The organism is Nonomuraea sp. NPDC001831, from assembly GCF_042892035.1.
Classification (GTDB): domain Bacteria; phylum Actinomycetota; class Actinomycetes; order Streptosporangiales; family Streptosporangiaceae; genus Nonomuraea.
In genome coordinates this window covers 867107-885692 of record NZ_JBIATU010000003.1, presented here as the reverse complement: position 1 = coordinate 885692, position 18586 = coordinate 867107, and the positions used below count along the sequence as shown (strand labels likewise).

General features: G+C 72.8%; 18 protein-coding genes. 6 read left to right on the top strand and 12 right to left on the bottom strand.

Translation table 11 applies throughout. The annotated features are described in order from the left end of the window. Positions 1-798 carry a dimethylargininase gene (gene ddaH, locus ACFYYW_RS14805; RefSeq protein WP_352323414.1) on the bottom strand — a complete coding sequence of 266 codons (798 nt, stop codon included), beginning with the start codon at positions 796-798 and terminating at the stop codon, positions 1-3. Positions 799-921: 123 nt separating this feature from the next. Beyond that, positions 922-1410 (bottom strand): Lrp/AsnC family transcriptional regulator, encoded by a 489-nt coding sequence (locus ACFYYW_RS14800; protein WP_387648756.1) that lies wholly within the window; start codon positions 1408-1410, stop codon positions 922-924. 91 nt (positions 1411-1501) lie between these two features. Between ACFYYW_RS14800 and ACFYYW_RS14795 the strand changes: the two genes are divergently transcribed. Continuing rightward, entirely contained in the window at positions 1502-3850 is a 2349-nt protein-coding gene (locus ACFYYW_RS14795) for a GH1 family beta-glucosidase (protein ID WP_387648753.1), read from the top strand. Here ACFYYW_RS14795 and ACFYYW_RS14790 read toward each other — a convergent pair. The 5 genes from ACFYYW_RS14790 to ACFYYW_RS14770 form a co-directional block, all read right to left on the bottom strand. Further along, positions 3847-4794 carry an isopenicillin N synthase family dioxygenase gene (locus tag ACFYYW_RS14790; RefSeq protein WP_387648750.1) on the bottom strand — a complete coding sequence of 316 codons (948 nt, stop codon included), beginning with the start codon at positions 4792-4794 and terminating at the stop codon, positions 3847-3849. The two genes, ACFYYW_RS14795 and ACFYYW_RS14790, sit on opposite strands and share 4 nt — an antisense overlap. Positions 4795-4889: 95 nt before the next feature. Continuing rightward, entirely contained in the window at positions 4890-6287 is a 1398-nt protein-coding gene (locus tag ACFYYW_RS14785) for a glycoside hydrolase family 16 protein (protein ID WP_387648747.1), read from the bottom strand. Between the two features lie 97 nt (positions 6288-6384). Beyond that, the gene (locus ACFYYW_RS14780) at positions 6385-7095 is read right to left on the bottom strand and encodes a hypothetical protein (RefSeq protein WP_387648745.1); all 711 of its coding nucleotides are present in this window, start codon (positions 7093-7095) and stop codon (positions 6385-6387) included. 254 nt (positions 7096-7349) lie between these two features. Then, positions 7350-8069 carry a DUF5941 domain-containing protein gene (locus ACFYYW_RS14775; RefSeq protein ID WP_352323408.1) on the bottom strand — a complete coding sequence of 240 codons (720 nt, stop codon included), beginning with the start codon at positions 8067-8069 and terminating at the stop codon, positions 7350-7352. Then, positions 8066-9574 (bottom strand): CDP-alcohol phosphatidyltransferase family protein, encoded by a 1509-nt coding sequence (locus ACFYYW_RS14770; protein ID WP_364415645.1) that lies wholly within the window; start codon positions 9572-9574, stop codon positions 8066-8068. Before ACFYYW_RS14770 ends, ACFYYW_RS14775 begins: the two co-directional genes overlap by 4 nt. Positions 9575-9714: 140 nt before the next feature. Here ACFYYW_RS14770 and recO point away from each other — a divergent pair, with 140 nt between their 5' ends. The 4 genes from recO to ACFYYW_RS14750 all read left to right on the top strand — a co-directional run bounded on the left by recO (position 9715) and on the right by ACFYYW_RS14750 (position 13842). Then, on the top strand, positions 9715-10449 hold the full coding sequence (gene recO, locus ACFYYW_RS14765; protein WP_387648740.1) for a DNA repair protein RecO: 735 nt from the start codon (positions 9715-9717) through the stop codon (positions 10447-10449). Then, the gene (locus ACFYYW_RS14760) at positions 10446-11228 is read left to right on the top strand and encodes an isoprenyl transferase (RefSeq protein ID WP_352323405.1); all 783 of its coding nucleotides are present in this window, start codon (positions 10446-10448) and stop codon (positions 11226-11228) included. Before recO ends, ACFYYW_RS14760 begins: the two co-directional genes overlap by 4 nt. A gap of 119 nt (positions 11229-11347) precedes the next feature. Continuing rightward, a complete protein-coding gene (locus ACFYYW_RS14755) occupies positions 11348-12256 on the top strand; it encodes an ATP-binding cassette domain-containing protein (RefSeq protein ID WP_387648736.1) in 909 nt (302 codons plus the stop codon). After that, positions 12253-13842 carry an ABC transporter permease gene (locus tag ACFYYW_RS14750; RefSeq protein WP_387648733.1) on the top strand — a complete coding sequence of 530 codons (1590 nt, stop codon included), beginning with the start codon at positions 12253-12255 and terminating at the stop codon, positions 13840-13842. Before ACFYYW_RS14755 ends, ACFYYW_RS14750 begins: the two co-directional genes overlap by 4 nt. Positions 13843-14099: 257 nt before the next feature. On the opposite strand, the gene ACFYYW_RS14745 is transcribed toward ACFYYW_RS14750, so the two are convergent. Then, complete coding sequence (locus ACFYYW_RS14745; RefSeq protein ID WP_352323427.1) at positions 14100-14627, bottom strand: CGNR zinc finger domain-containing protein; 528 nt, start codon at positions 14625-14627, stop codon at positions 14100-14102. A gap of 91 nt (positions 14628-14718) precedes the next feature. Here ACFYYW_RS14745 and ACFYYW_RS14740 point away from each other — a divergent pair, with 91 nt between their 5' ends. Beyond that, positions 14719-15684 carry a DMT family transporter gene (locus tag ACFYYW_RS14740; RefSeq protein ID WP_387648730.1) on the top strand — a complete coding sequence of 322 codons (966 nt, stop codon included), beginning with the start codon at positions 14719-14721 and terminating at the stop codon, positions 15682-15684. Here ACFYYW_RS14740 and ACFYYW_RS14735 read toward each other — a convergent pair. From ACFYYW_RS14735 to ACFYYW_RS14720, 4 genes are read right to left on the bottom strand one after another with little or no spacing between them, the layout of a single operon-like run. Next, positions 15620-16009 (bottom strand): transcriptional repressor, encoded by a 390-nt coding sequence (locus ACFYYW_RS14735; protein WP_352323403.1) that lies wholly within the window; start codon positions 16007-16009, stop codon positions 15620-15622. The genes ACFYYW_RS14740 and ACFYYW_RS14735 overlap by 65 nt on opposite strands. Continuing rightward, on the bottom strand, positions 16006-16878 hold the full coding sequence (locus ACFYYW_RS14730) for a metal ABC transporter permease (RefSeq protein ID WP_352323402.1): 873 nt from the start codon (positions 16876-16878) through the stop codon (positions 16006-16008). Before ACFYYW_RS14730 ends, ACFYYW_RS14735 begins: the two co-directional genes overlap by 4 nt. After that, positions 16875-17654 carry a metal ABC transporter ATP-binding protein gene (locus ACFYYW_RS14725; RefSeq protein ID WP_352323401.1) on the bottom strand — a complete coding sequence of 260 codons (780 nt, stop codon included), beginning with the start codon at positions 17652-17654 and terminating at the stop codon, positions 16875-16877. Before ACFYYW_RS14725 ends, ACFYYW_RS14730 begins: the two co-directional genes overlap by 4 nt. Then, positions 17651-18556: a metal ABC transporter substrate-binding protein gene (locus ACFYYW_RS14720; protein ID WP_387648725.1), complete on the bottom strand. Its 906-nt coding sequence runs from the start codon at positions 18554-18556 to the stop codon at positions 17651-17653. Before ACFYYW_RS14720 ends, ACFYYW_RS14725 begins: the two co-directional genes overlap by 4 nt. Positions 18557-18586: the final 30 nt, after the last annotated feature.

Sequence of the window (18586 nt, the reverse complement as noted above, 5' to 3'; positions counted from 1 at the left end):
TTACTTCTCCCCCCTGATCTCCAGTGTGCAGCACTTGGGACCGCCGCCCGCCTTGCGCAGCTCCGACAGCTCGACCGGGATCACCTCGTAGCCGTGCCGCTTGAGCTCCAGCTGGAGCCCGGACGCCTCGGAGTTGATCACCACGTTCCGGCCGTCGCTGACCGCGTTGAGGCCGAGCACCTCGGCGTCCTCGGCGGTCGCGATCACCGCGTCCGGGAACATCGCGCGCAGCACCTCCTGGCTGCCCTGGGAGAAGGCGCCGGGGTAGTAGGCGACGTTGCGGCCGTCGAGCGGGAACAGCGCGGTGTCCAGGTGGTAGAAGCGCGGGTCGACCAGCTTGAGCGAGACGACCGGGCGGCCCAGGTACTCCTGCGCCTCCTGGTGGGCGACCACGTCGGTGCGGAAGCCGGTGCCGGCCAGGATGACGTCGTCGAGGGTGAGGAAGTCGCCCTCGCCCTCGTTGACGTGCGTGGGCTCCAGCGTCGGGTAGCCGCGCTCGACGAACCAGCGCAGGTAGGCCGGGCCCTCGGGGCCGCGCTCGGGGAAGGTGAAGCGGGCGCCGTAGACCCGGCCGCCGACGACCAGCGCGCCGTTGGCGGCGAACACCATGTCGGGCAGGCCCTCGATCGGGTCGATGAGGCTGACCTGGTGCCCGAGCTCCTCGTACGCCGACTTCAGCCCTTCCCACTGCCGGATCGCCACCTCACGGTCGGCGCCGGCCTCGGGGTCCATCCACGGGTTGATGGCGTACTCGACCGCGAAGTAGTCCGGGCGGCACATGAGGAAGTGTTTGGGCATGCAGGGCTCCGTCGTCGTCAGTTGCAGGGGAAGTCCCGTATCGGGGAGACGGGGACAGCCTAAGAATTGACGTTTGCGCAGGCCAAGCGGTCCGCATTGCGCGTTGGCGCAGGTCTGTTGCGTCTATCGCCCGACGACGTGCGATCCGTTGCGCGACTCCGTCAGGGCGGCTCCCGGAGGGATGTCCACCAGCCGGGACAGCACGATCGAGCTCTTGGTCCGCACCACGAAAGCCTCCGCCGCGATGCGCTCGATGACCCGCTCGACGTGCCGCACGTCGGTGGCCCTGATGTGCAGCAGCGCGTCGGCCTCGCCGGTGATCGTGGCCGCCGCCACCACCTCGGGGAACTTGGCCACCGCCACGGCGATGTCCGACGGCTTGGTCTTGCCCTGGCAGAACAGCTCGACGTACGCCTCGGTGGTCCAGCCGAGCGCCTGCGGCGCGACCCGCGCGCTGAAACCGGTGATCGCCCCGCTCTTCTGCAGCCGGTCGACCCGCCGCTTGACGGCCGACGCGCTCAGCCCCACCTGCTGGCCGATGTCCGCGTAGGTCGCGCGGGCGTCGTCGACGAGCGCCGCGATGATGTCACGATCGAGCCGGTCCAGTTCCACGGGCTCTGTATACCGCCTGGCCAGGCTGGCGCGCGACGAGCGCCGCGCGGGAGACTGGGCGTTCGGTCCGCTGCCGGAGGATTGCCGCCACATGAATATCGCACGTTTTCCCGAGGGTTTCGTCTGGGGGGTCTCGACGTCGGCCTTCCAGATCGAGGGCGGCACGACCGCCGACGGCCGCGGGCCGTCCATTTGGGACGCCTTCGCCGGTGGCCCGGCCGACGCCTGCGACCATTACCACCGATATCGCGAGGACGTCTCGCTGATGAAAGAGCTGGGAATGGCCGCGTACCGGTTCTCGGTGAGCTGGCCGCGCATTCTTCCGGACGGCTCGGGAAAGGTGAACCCGGCCGGTCTCGACTTTTACCAGCGGCTGGTCGACGCCCTGCTGGAGGCCGGCATCACGCCGTTGGCCACCCTTTATCACTGGGATCTGCCGCAGGCGCTGCAGGAGCGCGGGGGATGGCCGTCCCGCGACACCGCCCGCTGTTTCGCGGACTACGCGGCGATCGTGGCCGAGCGGCTCGGCGACCGGGTCGCCACCTGGTTCACCGTGAACGAGCCGTGGGTGGCGGCCTTCGTCGGCCACGGCTCGGGGGTGCACGCGCCGGGCCGGCGGTCGGCCGCCGAGGCGTTCAGGAGCGCCCACCACCTGCTGCTCGCCCACGGCCTGGGCGCCCAGGCCCTGCGCGCCGCCGGGGCCGCCGAGGTGGGCGCCGTGCTCAACTTCTCGCCCGTGCTGACGCCGGCCCAGGTCGGCGACTTCGACCGGCCGCTGTCGCAGGAGGACGCCGAGGCCGTGGCCAGGATCGACGCGCTCGTCCACCGGCAGTTCCTCGACCCGATGCTGCGCGGCGCCTACCCCGCCGACCTGCTGCCGGTCATCGAGGAGCACGCCGGGCTCGGGCACGTCCACGACGGCGACCTGGCCGACATCGCGCAGCCGCTCGACCTGCTCGGCGTCAACTACTACGCGCCGGCCGTCGTCCAGGCGCAGCCCGGCGAACCGGCCGACCCGGCTTATCCGGGAAGCGCGGGCGTGCTTTTCAGCACCATTCCCACGGCGGTCACCGCGATGGGCTGGCCGATCGTCCCGAACGCCCTTTCCCGGTTACTGCGGCGGCTCGCCGGCGAACATCCCGACCTTGAACTGATGATCACCGAGAATGGCGCCGACTTCGTCGACACGGTCACTCCCGACGGCATTCACGACGTCGATCGCGTGCAATTCATCGAGGAACACCTGCGGGCCCTGCGGACCGCCGTCGAGGAGGGCGCGAACGTCCGCGGATATCTCGCCTGGACGCTGCTCGACAATCTCGAATGGGCCGAGGGGTACCGGCGCAAGTTCGGCCTCGTGCACGTCGACTTCGACACCCAGCGCAGGCGGCCCAAGGACAGCGCGCTGTGGTACCGCGACGTGATCAGGCGCAACGGCCTGACCGAGGCCCCGCCCAGGCGTCCCACGCTGGAGACGGTGGCCGCCCGCGCCCGCGTCTCCCGGGCCACGGTCTCCCGCGTCGTCAACGGCGAGGCGTCGGTCAGCCCCGAGGTGCGCTCCACGGTCCTGCAGGCCGTCAAAGAGCTCGGTTACGTGCCCAACGCCGCCGCGCGCAGCCTGGTGACCCGGCGCACCGACACCGTGGCGCTCGTGTTGTCGGCGCCCAGGCGCGCCGCCGACCCGATGGTCGCGGCCGTCGTCCAGTACGTGACGAGCCTGCTGGAGGGCGCGGGCAAGCAGATCACCCTCATGCTCGCCGACACCGCCGAGAGCCGGCGCCGCATCGTCGGACGCGCCGAGGCGCGCCTGGTGGACGGCGTCGTCCTGCTGCCGCCCGAGCGGGGCGACACCCTGGCGGAACGGCTCTCGCGCACCGGCGTGCCGCTCGTGCTGCTGGGCCGGCCGCCGGTCGCCTCCCTGGTGCCGTACGTGGACGCCGACAACGCCGGGGGCGCGGCGGCGGCCACCGAGCACCTGCTGGCCACCGGCCGCCGCCGGATCGGCATGATCTGCGGCCCGATGGACCTGGTCGCCACCCAGGACCGGCTCGCCGGCCACCGCGCGGCCCTCGACCGCGCCGGGCTGTGGCCCAGACTGGCGATCGGCGACCTGACCCGGGCCTCCGGCACGGCGGCGGCCGGGCAGCTCCTCGGCGACGCCCCCGACCTGGACGCGATCTTCGCCGCCGACGACCAGATGGCGATCGGCGCCCTGCTGGCCGCCCGCGCCGCGGGCCGGCGGGTGCCCGGCGACCTGGCGATCGTGGGCTTCGACGACATCGACGCCGCCTCGGCCACCACCCCGGCACTCACCACCGTCCGGGCGCCCGTCAGCGAGCAGGCGCTGGCGCTGGCGCGGCTGCTGCTGTCGCGGCTGGAGGGCCGGAGCGCCACGCCGGTCGTCCTGCCCACCCGGCTGGTCGTGCGGGAGTCGGCCTAGATCTGCCGCTCGAACAGGCGCGGGAAGACCTTGGACACCTTCGACAGCAGGTACTCGCCGTAGGTGCCGGTGAAGTCGACCTGGCCGTCCCAGCGCTCGCCGGCGGCGTAGGGGAGGGGCGGCACCACGCTGTCCCAGCCGGGGTCGAAGAAGAACGGGTAGCTCAGGCGCTCGTTGCCGCTGAGATTGCGCACGCGGTGCGGGGTCGAGCGGTAGCGGCCGCCGGTGAGCTTGTCGAGCATGTCGCCGATGTTGCAGACGAACGTGCCCGGCAGCGGCGGCGCCTCGATCCAGCCGTCCGCCGTGCGGACCTGGAGGCCGCCGTTGGCGTCCTGGAGGAGGAGGGTGAGCAGGCCGTAGTCGGTGTGCTCGCCCACGCCCCAGGTCTCGTCGTCGTCCGGGGGCGCGGGCGGGTAGTGGAAGATGCGGAACAGGATGGTCGGGTCCGCGGTGTAGCCGGTGCGGAAGTAGCTCTCGTCCAGGCCCAGGCTGAGCGCGATCCCCGACATGACCGCCTGCGCGACCTCCGTCATCGTGTCCAGGTAGGCGAGCACGGCCTCGCGCAGCTCGGGCACCTGGACGGGGAACTGGTTGGGGCCGTGCAGCGGGAGCGGGCCGGGCGGCTGCTCGGCGCCGAAGTAGACGCCCTCCTTCAGGTCCGGCCGCCCGGAGGTCAGCTCGCCGCCCACCGGGAAGAAGCCGCGCCAGGCCGGGCCGCCGCGGTCCATCGAGATCTCGTCCTTGACCTCTTCGGGCAGCGCGAAGAAGCGCCTGGCGGCGGCGTCGAGCCGGTCGAGGAGCTGCTGCGGCACGCCGTGCCCGCGGACGTAGAAGAAGCCGCTGTCCCGGCAGGCCGCGCCGATCGCCGCGCCGACGGCCTGCCTGTCACCGCCCGGGGTGTCGCCGATCAGCGGGGAGATGTCGATCACCGGCAATTCGCGCACCGTCTCATTGTTCCCCATCTCCCGCCGTCCCCACCGAACGCCGTCCCCACCGAACGCCGTCACCGCCGAAGCGGACGCCGCCGTCGCGCGGGCGGTCAGGTCGTCGAGAAGGTGAACCAGTTGACGTTGACGAAGTCGGCGGGCTGGCCGCTGCTGAAGGTCAGGTAGACCGTGTGCGTGCCGGTCACCCCGCTGATGTTGGCCGGGACCGTGCGCCAGCTCTGCCAGCCGCCCGTGTTGGCCAGCGCGAAGTCGCCGATCGGCGGGGCGGACGGGCTGTCCAGCCGCACCTGCACCAGCCCGCTCACGCCGGCCGCCGCCCCCGACGCCACCCTGGCCTTGAACTGGCGGGCGGGCTCGGAGCCGAAGTTCACCGCGTCGTAGCGCAGCCAGTCGCCGTTCGCGATGGCGCCGACGTTCTGGCCGCCGCCGGTGTCGGTGGTGGCCTCGACGATGGTGCCCGACTGGGCCTGGTAGCGCTCGGCCTGGATGGTGGAGCGCGCGTCCACGCCGCCCGGGACGGTCGGTGTCGCCGTCGGGGTGGAGACCGTGCCGCTCTGCCAGACGGCCACGTAGTCCACCAGCAGCGGGTGCCCGGGGACGGTCGCCGCCGTCGGCGTGCCCGTGCCGGCCAGGGCGTTGGGGAACGCGCCGCCCATGGCCAGGTTGAGCAGCAGGAAGTAGCCGCCGTGTCCGGTCATGTTGGTCCAGGTGGCGGCGTCGAGCTGGTTCTGGCTCACGCTGTGGAACTGCTGGCCGTCGACGTACCAGCGGAGCTGGTTCGGGCTGGCGGCGCGGTCCCACTCGAAGCGGTAGGTGTGGAAGGCCGACTGGCAGGACGATCCGGGGCAGGCCCGGCTCGCGCCCAGGCCGGTCGTCTCGTTGCAGGGCCCGCCGGGGCTGACGCCGCAGTGGAGCACGCCCCACACCGAGTTGATGCCGTTGACGTTCTCCATGATGTCGAACTCGCCGATGCCCGGCCAGTTCCAGTAGTTCCCCCGGTACGGCGCCCCGAGCGCCCAGAACGCCGGCCAGTAGCCGAGCGCCGCCTGACCGGTCACGTCCGGCATCTGGATCCGGCCCTCGATCCGCAGGACCCGCCCGTCGGCCGGCTTGAAGTCGGCCCGCCTGGTCTCGATGCGGGCCGAGGTCCACTCGCCCGAGCCGCTGCGCAGGGGCGTGATGCGCAGGTTGCCCGAGCCGTCGAGACTGACGTTGGAGGTGCTGGAGGTGTAGTTCTGGATCTCGCCGGTGCCCCAGTCGCCCGGCCCGCCGGGGTAGCCGTGCCCGGTGTCGATGATCCACTCGGCGGACGAGGGCGGCGTGCCCGCCGCGCCGTTGAAGTCGTCGGACCAGACCAGCGACCAGCCGGACGGCGTGGACGGCACGGACGCCGAGGCGCTGACGGCCACTTTGACGAGCAGGCCGGTGAGTGCCACGAGCACCACCGCCACGGCCACCAGGCGGCGCCTGTGCCGGATCTCTGTTGTCATCCCTGCTCCATGGGGGGGTGATGGAGTCGACTGAGAGAGCGCTCTCTTGACGCGACGTAAACACGCTGCTGACCGTGTGTCAATATGGGAGAGCGCTCTAGAGCAGATCGACGGACGACGCCCCGGCGGCCTCGAACGCCGCCCGCCAGAAGCTCTCCGGCGACCGGAACCGGCCGGGGGCGGGCTTCTTCGCCCGCAGGAACCCGTGCACCACCACCGCGTACCCGGACAGGTCGGGCAGCAGCCGCGCGTCCCGCAGCTCCTCGATCTTCCGGCCGCGGGCGGCCTCGTTCGGGTCCAGCTCGCCGACGTCCAGGTCGCCGTGGTCGTTGAGCAGGTCGCTGAACACGATGAGCCGGTGCTCCCTGTCCGGCTGCCGCAGCGCGCTGAGCTGCTTGGCCGCGTACCGCAGGGCGCCCAGGACGTCCGAGCCCCGGCCCTCCTTCGGGCAGTCGAGCAGCTCGACCGCCCGGGCGAGCACCTGCGTGATCCGGCGGGCCCTGACCCGGTCCTCGACCGCCGGGTCGTCGTCGGGGTTCTCGGTGCGGGTGGCGGCGATGGGCACCGGGTCCCTGCGGCACGCGCCGCTCTCCGAGCCGCCGGTCACCGCCGCGAAGCCGATCCAGTCGCAGCCCTTGGCGAAGCCCGGCAGCTCGGACTCGACGTCGTTCCTGGCGGTCACCGGGTCGGCGTAGCCCGTCGCGTCGACGACCGCGCCGCACACCGGGCCCGGATCCGTGCCGCACCCGCTCACCGGGATCGCGGCCAGCGCCAGCACCACCACGACCCGCCCGGACAGGCTGGTCATCGGCCCCTCCGGCCGGGGAGGTCCGCGCGCCCGTCCGGCGGGTCCCCTCGTCCGAACGGCCGCGACAAGAACGCCATCCGCGTCTCCTGGCTCCGGCCGGACCAGACCCCGGCTCGAATGTCACTAAATTTCAGACTAGTCCGTCATGTCCTTTTCCGGCGGGGTGATCCGGCGCCCGCACGCGAAACGGCGGCCACCGGCGCCCTGGTCGGGAGCCCGTGACCGCCGTCGTGTCCGTAGGGGGAGGTGGCCGCTCAGCCCTTCTCCGCCTCGCCGGTGGCCTGCTCGAGCGCGTCCTCGGGCGAGGCCTCGAGGTCCTGCTCGGCGTCGGCGCCGGCCTGCGCGGAGGCCTTGTCCAGGCGCACCCAGCTCGTCACGCTCTCCACCGCGAACAGCACGAACAGGTACGCCGTCAGCACCGCGAGCACCGGCGTCAGCCAGCCCAGCGCCGCACCGGCACCGATGATCAGCAGGCGCAGCTCCCAGCCGAGCCCCGCGTGGAACACCCACGCGGGCGGCCAGATGCTCTGCCGGGTGCGGTAGACGGTGTCGTAGGTGTGGTAGCCCACGACGTAGACCAGCACGAACAGCAGCCACTTCGGCGCGCCGGCGGCCAGGCCGATCGCGATCATGGCGAGGAACTCGGTGCCGCGCAGCAGCGGCGGGGTGAGCCAGTCGAAGCGGCCCAGGTGGTCGCGCGGCGCGGTCGGCAGCACGAGCAGCAGCGTGATGGCCACCGGCACGAGCAGCAGCGGCCCCTTGTCGGGCAGCCCGACGACGGTGACGGCGACGACGGCGAGCAGCGCCACGAGCGTGGCGGGCACGGGCGGCAGGCCCTTGCCCAGCTTGCCCGCGAGGGCGTGCACGAGCGGGCCGTCGTCGCGGTAGGCGAGCAGGCGGGCGGTCTGGATGCGGCGGCGTTCCTCGTCGGGGTCCGGCGTGGGGGTGGCCATGGCCTGCGGTTGAGTGATCATACGAGCGACCTCATGAGGCGTCCGGTGAGGGTGTAGGCGGCGGCGACGGAGCCCCAGATCACGAGGGTGAGGAAAGTGATCCGGGCGTCGAAGAGGGCGGCGGTGATCGCGATGGCCGCGAACCGCTCGCCGATGGGGAACACGATCATCTTCCGCGCCCAGTGGACCGCGCGGAACTTGCCCGCCCTGGTCCACATCTTGAGCACGCCGCGCAGGCCCTGGCTGCGCTCGGCCTTGCGCCGCTCCAGCGCCCTGCGCAGGTCGCGGTCGTCGGGGGCGTCGAGCGGGAGGGTGGGCAGCTGCGCGGGCGGCTTGCGCCGGTTGGAGATGCCGAAGGAGAAGTCGAGCAGGTGGCGTACGGACTGGAGCCCGATGGCGGCCAGCGCCAGGATCCAGATGTCGTCGCCGTTGCCCGAGACGACCCAGCCGACGGCCAGGCCGGCGAAGACCACGTATTCCTTGAAGCGGTCGAAGGTGGCGTCGAGCCAGGCCCCCAGCACGCCGAACTTGCGGGCGTACCGGGCCACCTGCCCGTCGACGCAGTCGAAGACGAAGGCGAAGTAGATCAGCAGGCCGCCGGCGACCATCCACGGCCGCTCGCCGGTGGCGAAGCAGGCGGCGGCGGCCACGCCGAGCGTGATGGAGATCAGCGTCACCTGGTTGGGCGTGAGCCCGCGCCGCGCCGCCCAGCGGGCGATGAAGCGCGAGTAGGTGGAGACGAAGTAGGTGGTGAAGAAGCCGTCGGCGCCCTTGACCGCGTTGTTGAGCCGGGCGCGGTCCTCGTTCATGCCGGCCATCTCGGCGCCGGCCTCGTTGACCTCCTCCGGAGTGGTCACCCGGCGGTAGAACAGGTCGCGGCGGCCGCGCACGCCGACCGACACGCCGTTGCGCACCAGGCCGAACACCACGAGCTGGACGAGGTCGTCGTCCGCGCCGAAGCGGTCGGCCATGAGGGCCAGCTCGCGGCAGGTCTGCGCGAGCACGGGGGCGTTGCGGGCGCTGATGTGCAGCGGGCCGAGCACCACCGCGTTGGGCCTGGTCACCGCGTGGTTGGCGGTGCCGACCGACACGACGCGCGACTTGCCGACGCGCGCGCGCACCGGCAGCCCTTCGAGCCGGCCGTAGCCGATCTCCGGGTCGGCCTCGTCGATCGGTACGGTGTCCTCCTGCGCCTCCTCGGTCACCTCCAGACGCGGCTCCTTGGCCACGAGCGCCAGCGCGCCGCGCTTGGCCTTGGTGATCTGGTAGATCAGCTCGTCGTGGACGACCGAGTTCTGGGGGATGATGAAGAGGCTCTCCGTTGCCGATTCTGCGACGTCGGCCAGGGCGCGCAGGGCGGCGGCCACGTCGCCGGTCTCGATCGTGGCGGGCCGCGGGTCATAGGAGACGAGCTGGCTGCGCAGCCGCTCGGCCACGGTGGGATTGCCGGGCAGCGCGGCCAGCCTCAGGCCGGTCGGAGAGGTGTCGGGGCCGGGCGAAGAGCCCAGCAGGACCACGCGGGTCATGACTCCCTTTCGAGGCAGTAGCGGGGGGTTGAACAACGGGTGATGCGGGGACAGACGTCAAAGTCTAGTGACGGCAGGGCAAACTCGCGTCACCAGAGCATGCCCGGAACATGCCGCGCGGGCGGCCGTAAGATGGGCAAGTGAGTCTCTACCGCGACGAAGGCGTCGTCCTGCGGACGCAGAAACTCGGTGAGGCCGATCGCATCGTCACCGTTCTGGCCAAGCGCACCGGCAAGATCCGGGCGGTGGCCAGGGGCGTGCGCCGCACCAAGTCACGCTTCGGCGCGCGGCTGGAGCCGTTCACGCACGTCGACCTCCAGCTCCACACCGGCCGCACGCTCGACGTGATCACCCAGGCGGAGACCATCAGGCCCTACGGCGAGGCGCTGGCCGTCGACTACCCCCGCTACACCGCCGGCAGCGCCATGCTGGAGACGGCCGACCGGCTGACCCACGGCGAGAAGGAGCCGGCGCTGCGGCAGTTCCTGCTGCTGGTCGGCGGCCTGCGCACGCTGTCCGAACGCGTCCACGAGGCCAGGCTGGTCCTCGACGCGTACTTCCTGCGCTCGCTGGCGGTGGCCGGTTACGCGCCCGCGCTGGAGGCGTGCGCCAAGTGCCAGGCCCCGGCGGTCAGGGCCTTCGCCATCGTCGCGGGCGGCGTGGTGTGCGGGGCGTGCCGTCCGGCGGGCTCGGCGGTGCCGGCGGGGGAGACGATCGGGCTCATGACGGCGCTGCTGCGCGGCGACTGGGTCACCGCCGACGCCTCGGAGTCGCGCCACCGCAGCGAGTGCAGCGGTCTGGTGGCCGCATATCTGCAATGGCATCTGGAACACGGAATACGCTCTCTGCGACACGTCGAAAGGGAGCATGCGTGAACGTCCGGCCTCCGACCCCTCATCCGTCAGGCGCCACCCCGCCGCCGATCCCGCGTGACCTCGTGCCCCGGCACGTCGCCATCGTGATGGACGGCAACGGCCGCTGGGCCAAGGCACGCGGCCTGCCGCGCACCGAAGGGCACAAGGCGGGCGAGTCCTCGCTGTTCGACGTCATCGAGGGGGCCCTTGAGCTGGGCGTCCCCTACCTGAGCGCCTACGCCTTCTCCACGGAGAACTGGAAGCGCTCGCCCGACGAGGTGCGCTTCCTGATGGGCTTCAACCGCGACGTCATCAGGCGGCGGCGCGACGAGCTCAACGCCATGGGCGTGCGGGTGCGCTGGGCGGGCCGGCCGGGGCGGCTGTGGAAGAGCGTGATCTCCGAGCTGCAGGCCGCCGAGCAGATGACGCTCGGCAACAACAAGCTGACGTTGCAGTTCTGCGTCAACTACGGCGGCCAGGCCGAGATCGTCGACGCGGCGGTGAAGCTGGCGGCCGACATCGCGGCCGGGCGGGTCAAGCCGTCGAAGGTGAGCGAGAAGGTGTTCGCCCGCTACCTCGACGAGCCGGAGATCCCGCCGGTCGACCTGTTCCTGCGCTCCTCGGGCGAGCAGCGCTTCTCGAACTTCCTGCTGTGGCAGTCGGCCTACGCCGAGATGGTCTTCCTCGACCGGCTCTGGCCCGACTTCGACCGCCGCGACCTGTGGGCGGCGTGCGAGATCTACGCCAAGCGCGACCGGCGCTACGGCGGCGCGATCCCCAACGAGGTCGCCGGCGCCTAGGGACACCCCGGGTTCACCCCTGCTGAGCTGCCGCGCTGGACAGCGACTATACGCCGATATAGCGTCCTGTTCGTTCGGATAGTCAACTGTACGAGCGAACAGTCATGAGGCAGATCATCATGAGCGACGCCATCTCGGTGGCCGCACTCGTCAAGGCGTACGGCCGGACCCGGGCCCTCGACGGGCTCGACCTGAGCGTGCGCACCGGCGAGGTGCACGGCTTCCTCGGCCCCAACGGCGCGGGCAAGAGCACGACCTTCCGGATCCTGCTCGGCCTCGCGCGGGCCGACGCGGGCAGCGTCCGCCTGCTCGGCGGCGACCCCTGGCGCGAGGCCGCCGAGCTGCACCGCCGCCTGGCGTACGTGCCGGGCGACGTCACGCTGTGGCCCGACCTGTCCGGCGGCGAGGTGATCGACCTGCTGGGCCGGCTGCGCGGCGGCCTCGACCGCGGGCGCAGGAAGGAGCTGCTCGACCGGTTCGGCCTCGATCCGCGCACGAAGGGCCGGGCCTACTCCAAGGGCAACCGGCAGAAGGTCGCGCTGGTCGCCGCGCTCGCCTCCGACGTCGAGCTGCTGCTGCTCGACGAGCCGACCTCCGGGCTCGACCCGCTCATGGAGGAGACGTTCCGGGAGGTCGTCAGGGAGGAGCGGCGGCGCGGCGACCGCACCGTGCTGCTGTCCAGCCACGTCCTGTCGGAGGTCGAGGCGCTGTGCGACCGGGTCACGATCATCCGCGACGGCCGCGCGGTCGAGAGCGGCACCCTGGCCGGGCTGCGTCACCTGACCCGCACCACCGTGCACGCCGAGCTCGACCGGCCCGCCGAAGGGCTGGCCGGGCTGCCCGGCGTGCACGACCTGCGCGAGGAGGGCGGCCGGGTGCGCTTCGACGTGGACGCCGACGCCCTCGGCCCGGCGCTGCGCCGCCTGACCGCGGCGGGTGTGCGCACCCTGGACAGCCGCCCGCCCACGCTGGAGGAGCTGTTCCTGCGCCACTACGCGGGCGGCCGGCGGGCCGAGGCCGCGCGATGAGCGGCGCCGGGACGCTCGTCCGCCTGGCGCTGCGCCGCGAACGCGCCGTCGCCCCCTGGTGGCTCCTGCTGCTGGTGGCCCTGAGCCTGGCCATGGTCGGCTACGTCAACCGCAACATGGGCACCTACGAGCTGAAGCTGGCCTACACCGAGGTCGTCCGCCGCTACGCCTTCTTCCGCGCGCTCGGCGGCGGGGTCGTCGAGCCGCGCCTGGAGGTGCTGGCGACCTGGCGCAGCGGCGGCTTCCTCTACGTGATCAACGCTTTCGCCGCCCTGACGACCGTGATCAGGCACACCCGCGGGGAGGAGGACGCGGGCCGGACCGAGCTGGTCCGCGCGGGCGCGGTGAGCCGCCGGGCGCCGCTCGGCGCGGCCCTGCTGGTGGCCGGGGCGACCAGCCTGGCGGGCGGGGCGCTGACCGCCGCGGCGCTGCTCGCCGCCGGCCTGGAACCCGCCGGCACGTTCGCCTACGGCGCCGCCGTCGTGGTGGCGGGCTGGGTGTTCGCCGGCGTCGGCGCCGTCGCCGCGCAACTGGCCCGCGACGCCCGCACCGCCACGGTCATCGGACTGTACGCCCTCGGCCTGGCCTACGTCCTGCGCTACGCCGCCGACGCGAGCGACCGGCCGTGGCTGAAGGCCCTGTCACCGCTCGGCTGGAGCCACCTGGTGGACGCCTACCGGGCCGACCGCTGGTGGCTGCTCGGCGTCTCCGCACTGGCCGCCGGGGGGTTGTGCGCGCTGGCGTACGCGCTGCTCGACCGCCGCGACCTCGGCTCGGGCCTGCTGCCGGAACGGCCGGGCAGGGCGGAGGCGCCCCGGCTGCGCGGCCCGGTCGCCCTGGCCTGGCGGTTGCACCGCGGCCTGCTGCTGAAGTGGGCGGCCGGGACGGCGGCGTTCGCGGCTGTGGGCGGCGCGATGGGCCCGCTGGCCAAGGACGTGCTGGCCCGCCCGAGCATCGTGGTCACCAACATCACGCACCTGCTCGGCGTCCCCGCGGCGGACGCCCTCGACGGGTACATGTGGTACTACCTGCTGATCCTCGCCTACGGCGGCGCGCTCTACCCGGTGCTCATGGTCGTCCGGCTGCGTTCGGAGGAGACCTCGGGCCGCGCCGCCCAGGTGCAGGCCACGCCCCTGACCCGGGTCCGCTGGGCGGCCGGGCACCTGGCGGTGGCCGCGCTCGGCACGGCCGCGCTGCCGGCGCTCGCCGCCCTCGCCTTCAGCGCCGTGTACGCCGCCCTCCTCGGCGACTTCGCCGGCACCGCGCCGCGCTTCCTGGCCGCCGCCCTGAGCCAGGCCCCGGCGGCGTGGTGCGTCGGCGCGGTCTGCGTGGCGGCCTACGGGCTGCTGCCCAGGGCGAGCGTGCCGCTGTGCTGGGCGGCCTGGATCCTGACCGTCCTGCTCGGACAGGTCGTCGCGCCCTTCTACGGGGTGTGGGGCGGCACGCCGTTCGAGCCGTTCCACTACCTGCCGAACATCATGGCGGGGCAGGCGTTCGGCACGGCGCCGGAGCTGACGCTGCTCGCGCTGACGGCCGCGCTCACGGCCGGCGGGCTGCTGGCCCTGCGGCGGCGCGACGCCGGCTGAGGAGACGTGGCGTCGCGGCGGTATCCGGAATTCTGGCACGAGGGTCAGGCTGAGAGCCGGTGAAGGCGGGTACAACCCGTTCCCCCACGATGAAGGAGGGCCGATGATCCCAGGTTGCGGCTCGTGCAACTGTTCCGACGTCTTCGCCACCGCCAAGCCGCCGTGGTGGCAGACGTCCAGCGAAGCACCCTGAACCACCCGCAGCTGCCGCCCGTCCCCCGATCGTCGCGGGGACGGGCGGTTCGCGTGCGGGACGGTCAGGCGCGGCGGCGGGCCCGGTAGGCGGCGACGTGCATGCGGTTGCCGCAGGTGCGGCTGTCGCAGTAGACCCGCGAGCGGTTGCGGGACTCGTCGACGAACACGCGGTCGCAGTCGGGGGCCGAACAGGTGCGCAGACGCTCCATCTCGCCCTCCACGAGCAGGTGCGCCAGCGCCACGCCGCAGTCGGCGGCCACGTGCTCGGCCAGGGAGGCGTCGGTGGCGAAGTAGTGCACGTGCAGCGGGTGGCCGTCGTGCTCGGTCAGCCTGGGCGTGATGCGCGTCTCGGCGAGCAACGCGTTGAGCGTGCGCACGGCGCTGGCCACGTCGGAGGCCGTGAACACCCGGTGGAACGCCTCGCGCACCATGCGCACCTGGCCGAGGTCGCGGGCGGTCAGCGCGCCGATGCCGCTGATCTGCCGGGACTCCACGAAGGCTTGCAGCTCGGCCAGGCTGGCCAGACCGTCGTCGCCGCCGGTGGACGGCGAGGTGTTGACCAGGTCGACAACGGTCGCCAAAGAATGCACCATGTCATGGCCAAACGGCATGTTGACTCCTGTCGGGGCCGGTTCTAGCGTGGTCGCAGCGTATCTCTCCCATGGGGCTCCGGGGGTTTCCGTGAGTGCATATCGGCGTATCGTCCTGATCGCGATCGCCGGAGCACTGATCATCTCCACCTCCGCGCCCCTGGTGCGGCTGTCCGGGGCGTCGCCCGCGACGTCGGCGTTGTTCCGCTGCGCGTACGCGGCGCCGCCCATGGTGCTGCTCGCCTGGCTCGAACGGCGGAAGCTGGGGCCCCTGCCCTGGCGGAACGCGCTGCCGGCCTGGGCGGCGGGCGTGCTGTTCTCGCTCGACCTGCTGTTCTGGCACCAGTCGATCAAGCTGGTCGGCGCGGGCCTGGCGACCGTGCTGGGCAACCTGCAGGTGTTCATCGTGGCCTTCGCCGCCTGGGGCCTCTTCCGCGAGCGCCCCGCCAACCGGCTCATGGCGAGCACGCCGATCGTCTTCGGCGGGGTCGTGCTGATCTCCGGGGTGTTCGACGGCGCGGCCTACGGGCTCGATCCCGTCATGGGCGCCGTCACCGGGCTGGCGACCTCGGTCGTGTACGCGGCCTACCTGCTGCTCATGAAGGCCGGGCCGGGGCGCACGGCGGGGCCGCTGGCGCACGCGACCGTCGTGGCCACCGTGCTGATCGCGGCGCTCAGCCCGCTGTTCGGCGGGGCCGACCTGGCCCCGGAATGGCCGGCGCACGGATGGCTGCTGCTGCTCGCGCTGGGGCCGCAGGTGGCCGGATGGCTGCTGATCACGTACTCGCTGCCCAGGCAGCCCGCGGCGCTCACGGCGCTGCTGCTGCTCGTGCAGCCGATGACCACGGTCGCCATCTCCACGCTCACGCTGGGGGAGCGGCCCTCCGCGCTGCAACTCGCCGGGTGCGCCGCCGTCGTGCTCGGCGTGCTGTACGGCTCCCGCGGCCCTCAGCCCACGCGGGCCGGCGCCGAGCAGGACGAGCAGGCGGCCCTCAGCCCACGCGGGCCGGCGCCGAGCAGGACGAGCAGGTGCCGAAGACCTCGACCGTGTGAGTGATCTCGGTGAAGCCGTGGTCGCTGCCGACCGCCTCGGCCCAGCGCTCGACGGCCGGGCCGGCCACCTCGACCGTGTGCCCGCAGCGGCGGCAGACCAGGTGGTGGTGATGGTCGTCGCTGGCGCACGCCCGGTAGACCGACTCGCCCTCGTCGGTGCGCAGCACGTCGACCTGGCCGCAGTCGGCCAGCGCCTGCAACGCCCGGTAGACGGTGGTCAACCCGATCTTGGCGCCGTGCAGGCGCATCTCTGCATAGACGTCCTGGGCGCTGCGGAACCCCTCGCTGCGGCGAAGGGTGTCGTGCACGGCATCGCGCCTCGTCGTCATGCGACCTCCTCGACACGGACATGTGGTCGCCGGCTCACTGGGGACTCCTGGATACGGCCTCGCCGTACGAATTTACCGACAGCCAGGGCCAGGACGAAGCCGGCGAGGGCGAGAAGCACGATCGCCGCGCCCGGAGGCACCCGCGACGACATCGTCGAGGCCAGCAGACCGCCCACCGAGGCGAGCACGCCGAACAGCATCGCCAGGCCCATCGTGGCCCGAAAGCCCCTGGTGAGCTGCTGGCTCGTGGCCACCGGGATCACCATCAGGGCGCTGACCAGCAGCAGGCCGACCACGCGCATGGCGATGACCACGGTGAGCGCGGCGGTGACCGCGATCAGCAGGCTGAGGAAGCGCACCGGCAGGCCGCTGGCCTTGGCCATCTCCTCGTCCTGGCACAGCACGAACAGCTCCCTGCCGAAGACGACGACCACGCCGATCACCGCCACGGCCAGCGCGCCGATGATCCAGATGTCCTCCCGCGTGACGCTGGCGATGGCGCCGAACAGGTAGGAGTTCAGCTTGGCGTTGCTGCCGCCGGGGGCGATGCCCATGAGCATGACGCCGCCCGCGATGCCGCCGTAGAACAGCAGGGCGAGCGCGACGTCGCCGCTGGTCCGGCCCCGGGCCCTGACCAGCTCGATCGCCACCGCGCCCAGCACCGAGACGACCACGGCCGTCAGCACCGGCGCCGTGCCGGTCAGGAAGCCCAGCGCCACGCCGGTCAGGGCGACGTGCCCGATGCCGTCGCCGAGCAGCGACAGCCTGCGCTGCACGATGAACGTGCCCACCGCGGGCGCGCACAGCCCCACCAGCAGCGCGGCGATCAGCGCGAGCTGGAAGAGGTTCTCCTGCAGAAGGTCGATCATCGCGGTTCTCCCTGCCAGCCGGTCAGCGGGCCGGCGGCCGGCTCCTCGGCGTGCGGATGCTGGTGCTCGTGTCCCGGCCTGGCGCACTCGCCCTCGGGCCGCGGCGGCTCGCCGTCGTGCGCGACGCGGCCCTCGCGGACCACGACGCCGCGGGTGATCAGCGGCTCCAGCGGGCCCAGCTCGTGGGCGACCAGGACGATCGTCTTGCCGTCGCGGACCAGGCCGCTCAGCGTGTCGGCCAGGAGCTGCTGGGTCTCGGCGTCGACGCCCGCCGTGGGCTCGTCCATCACGTACGTGTCGGGCTCCCCGGCCAGGGCGCGGGCGATGAGCACGCGCTGCTGCTGGCCGCCCGAGAGCGACTGCACGGGGTCGCCGGCCCGGCCGGTCAGGTCGACCGCGTCGAGGGCGTGCGCGACCGCCGCCCGGTCGGCCGCGCTGGTCCTGCGCAGCCGGCTCTGCCTGGCGACGCGGCCCGAGGCCACGACCTCGCGGACGGTGGCGGGCACGCCGCCGCCGACCTGGAGGCGCTGGGGCACGTAGCCGATGCGCCACCAGTCGCGGAACCGGGCGGGCGGGGAGCCGTACAGGAGGGTCTGGCCGCCGGACAGCGGGGTGAGGCCGAGCAGGGCGCGGACCAGGGTGGACTTGCCCGAGCCGTTGGCCCCCAGGAGGGCCACGACCTCGCCGGGGCAGACGGTCAGGTCGACGCCGCGCAGGATCTGCCGGCCGTCGAAGCTGACCCGGCCGCCGGTCATCGCGAACGCCGTCTCGCTCATGCCGCACACCCCAGGGCCGTCCGCAGGGTCTTGAGGTTGTCGCGCATGGCCGTCAGGTAGTCGCCGGCGGGCTTGCTCTCCAGCGGGTCGAGCACGGCCGTCTTCGCGCCGACCTCGCCGGCCAGCACCTCGGCCACCTTCGGGCTCACCAGGGACTCGGTGAAGATCGTGGTGGCGCCCTCGGCCCTGGCCAGCGCGGCCACCTCCGACAGGCGCTTGGGCGACGGCTCGGTCTCGGGGTCGAGCGTGATGCCCACCTGCTTGAGCTTGTAGCGGTCGGCCAGGTAGCCGAACGCCTCGTGCGCGGTGACCAGCGTCTTGCCGGCGCAGCCGGCCAGGCCCTTGGCGAACTCCTGGTCGAGGCCGCCCAGCACGCCCGCCGCCGTGGCGGCGCGGTCCTTGTAGGCCTGCGCGTGGGCGGGGTCGGCGGCGGCCAGGCGCTCGCCCAACTTCCCGGCGACCGTGGCCAGCCGGGACGGGTCGAGCCAGATGTGCGGGTCGTAGGAGACGCCGTGCTCCTCGGCGTGATCCTCCTCGCCGGCGTGCCCGTCCGCCGGGATCGTGGTGACGACGGCGGCGGCGTCGAAGGCGGTGTCGGCGGAGACGGCGTCGTCGACGGCCGGCTGCACGCCCTTGACGTAGACCGTGAGCGCGGCGTCCTGGAGCTTGGTCATCTGCTGGATGCCCAGCTCCAGGTCGTGCGGCTCGACGCCGGGCGCGGTCAGGACGGTCACGTCGGCGTCGGGCCCGGCCACCTGCTCCGTGAGCCACTGGAGCGGGTAGAAGGCGGCGATCACCGCGGGCCTGCCGCCCGCGGCGGTCTCGGTGCTCTCCGCGGCCCCGGCGCCACAGGCGGACGTGGCCAGCAGGGCTGCTCCGGCGAGGAAGGTTACGGCGCGCATTGGGGGCGTACGGGACATCACGCCCTCAAG

Excerpts from the sequence above, each read along its gene's own strand:
- ddaH (WP_352323414.1), bottom strand. The coding sequence starts at position 798 with ATGCCCAAACACTTCCTCATGTGCCGCCCGGACTACTTCGCGGTCGAG.
- ACFYYW_RS14795 (WP_387648753.1), top strand. The coding sequence starts at position 1,502 with ATGAATATCGCACGTTTTCCCGAGGGTTTCGTCTGGGGGGTCTCGACG.
- ACFYYW_RS14785 (WP_387648747.1), bottom strand. The coding sequence starts at position 6,287 with ATGACAACAGAGATCCGGCACAGGCGCCGCCTGGTGGCCGTGGCGGTG.
- ACFYYW_RS14780 (WP_387648745.1), bottom strand. The coding sequence starts at position 7,095 with ATGACCAGCCTGTCCGGGCGGGTCGTGGTGGTGCTGGCGCTGGCCGCG.
- ACFYYW_RS14775 (WP_352323408.1), bottom strand. The coding sequence starts at position 8,069 with ATGATCACTCAACCGCAGGCCATGGCCACCCCCACGCCGGACCCCGAC.
- ACFYYW_RS14770 (WP_364415645.1), bottom strand. The coding sequence starts at position 9,574 with ATGACCCGCGTGGTCCTGCTGGGCTCTTCGCCCGGCCCCGACACCTCT.
- ACFYYW_RS14755 (WP_387648736.1), top strand. The coding sequence starts at position 11,348 with ATGAGCGACGCCATCTCGGTGGCCGCACTCGTCAAGGCGTACGGCCGG.
- ACFYYW_RS14750 (WP_387648733.1), top strand. The coding sequence starts at position 12,253 with ATGAGCGGCGCCGGGACGCTCGTCCGCCTGGCGCTGCGCCGCGAACGC.
- ACFYYW_RS14735 (WP_352323403.1), bottom strand. The coding sequence starts at position 16,009 with ATGACGACGAGGCGCGATGCCGTGCACGACACCCTTCGCCGCAGCGAG.
- ACFYYW_RS14730 (WP_352323402.1), bottom strand. The coding sequence starts at position 16,878 with ATGATCGACCTTCTGCAGGAGAACCTCTTCCAGCTCGCGCTGATCGCC.
- ACFYYW_RS14725 (WP_352323401.1), bottom strand. The coding sequence starts at position 17,654 with ATGAGCGAGACGGCGTTCGCGATGACCGGCGGCCGGGTCAGCTTCGAC.
- ACFYYW_RS14720 (WP_387648725.1), bottom strand. The coding sequence starts at position 18,556 with ATGCGCGCCGTAACCTTCCTCGCCGGAGCAGCCCTGCTGGCCACGTCC.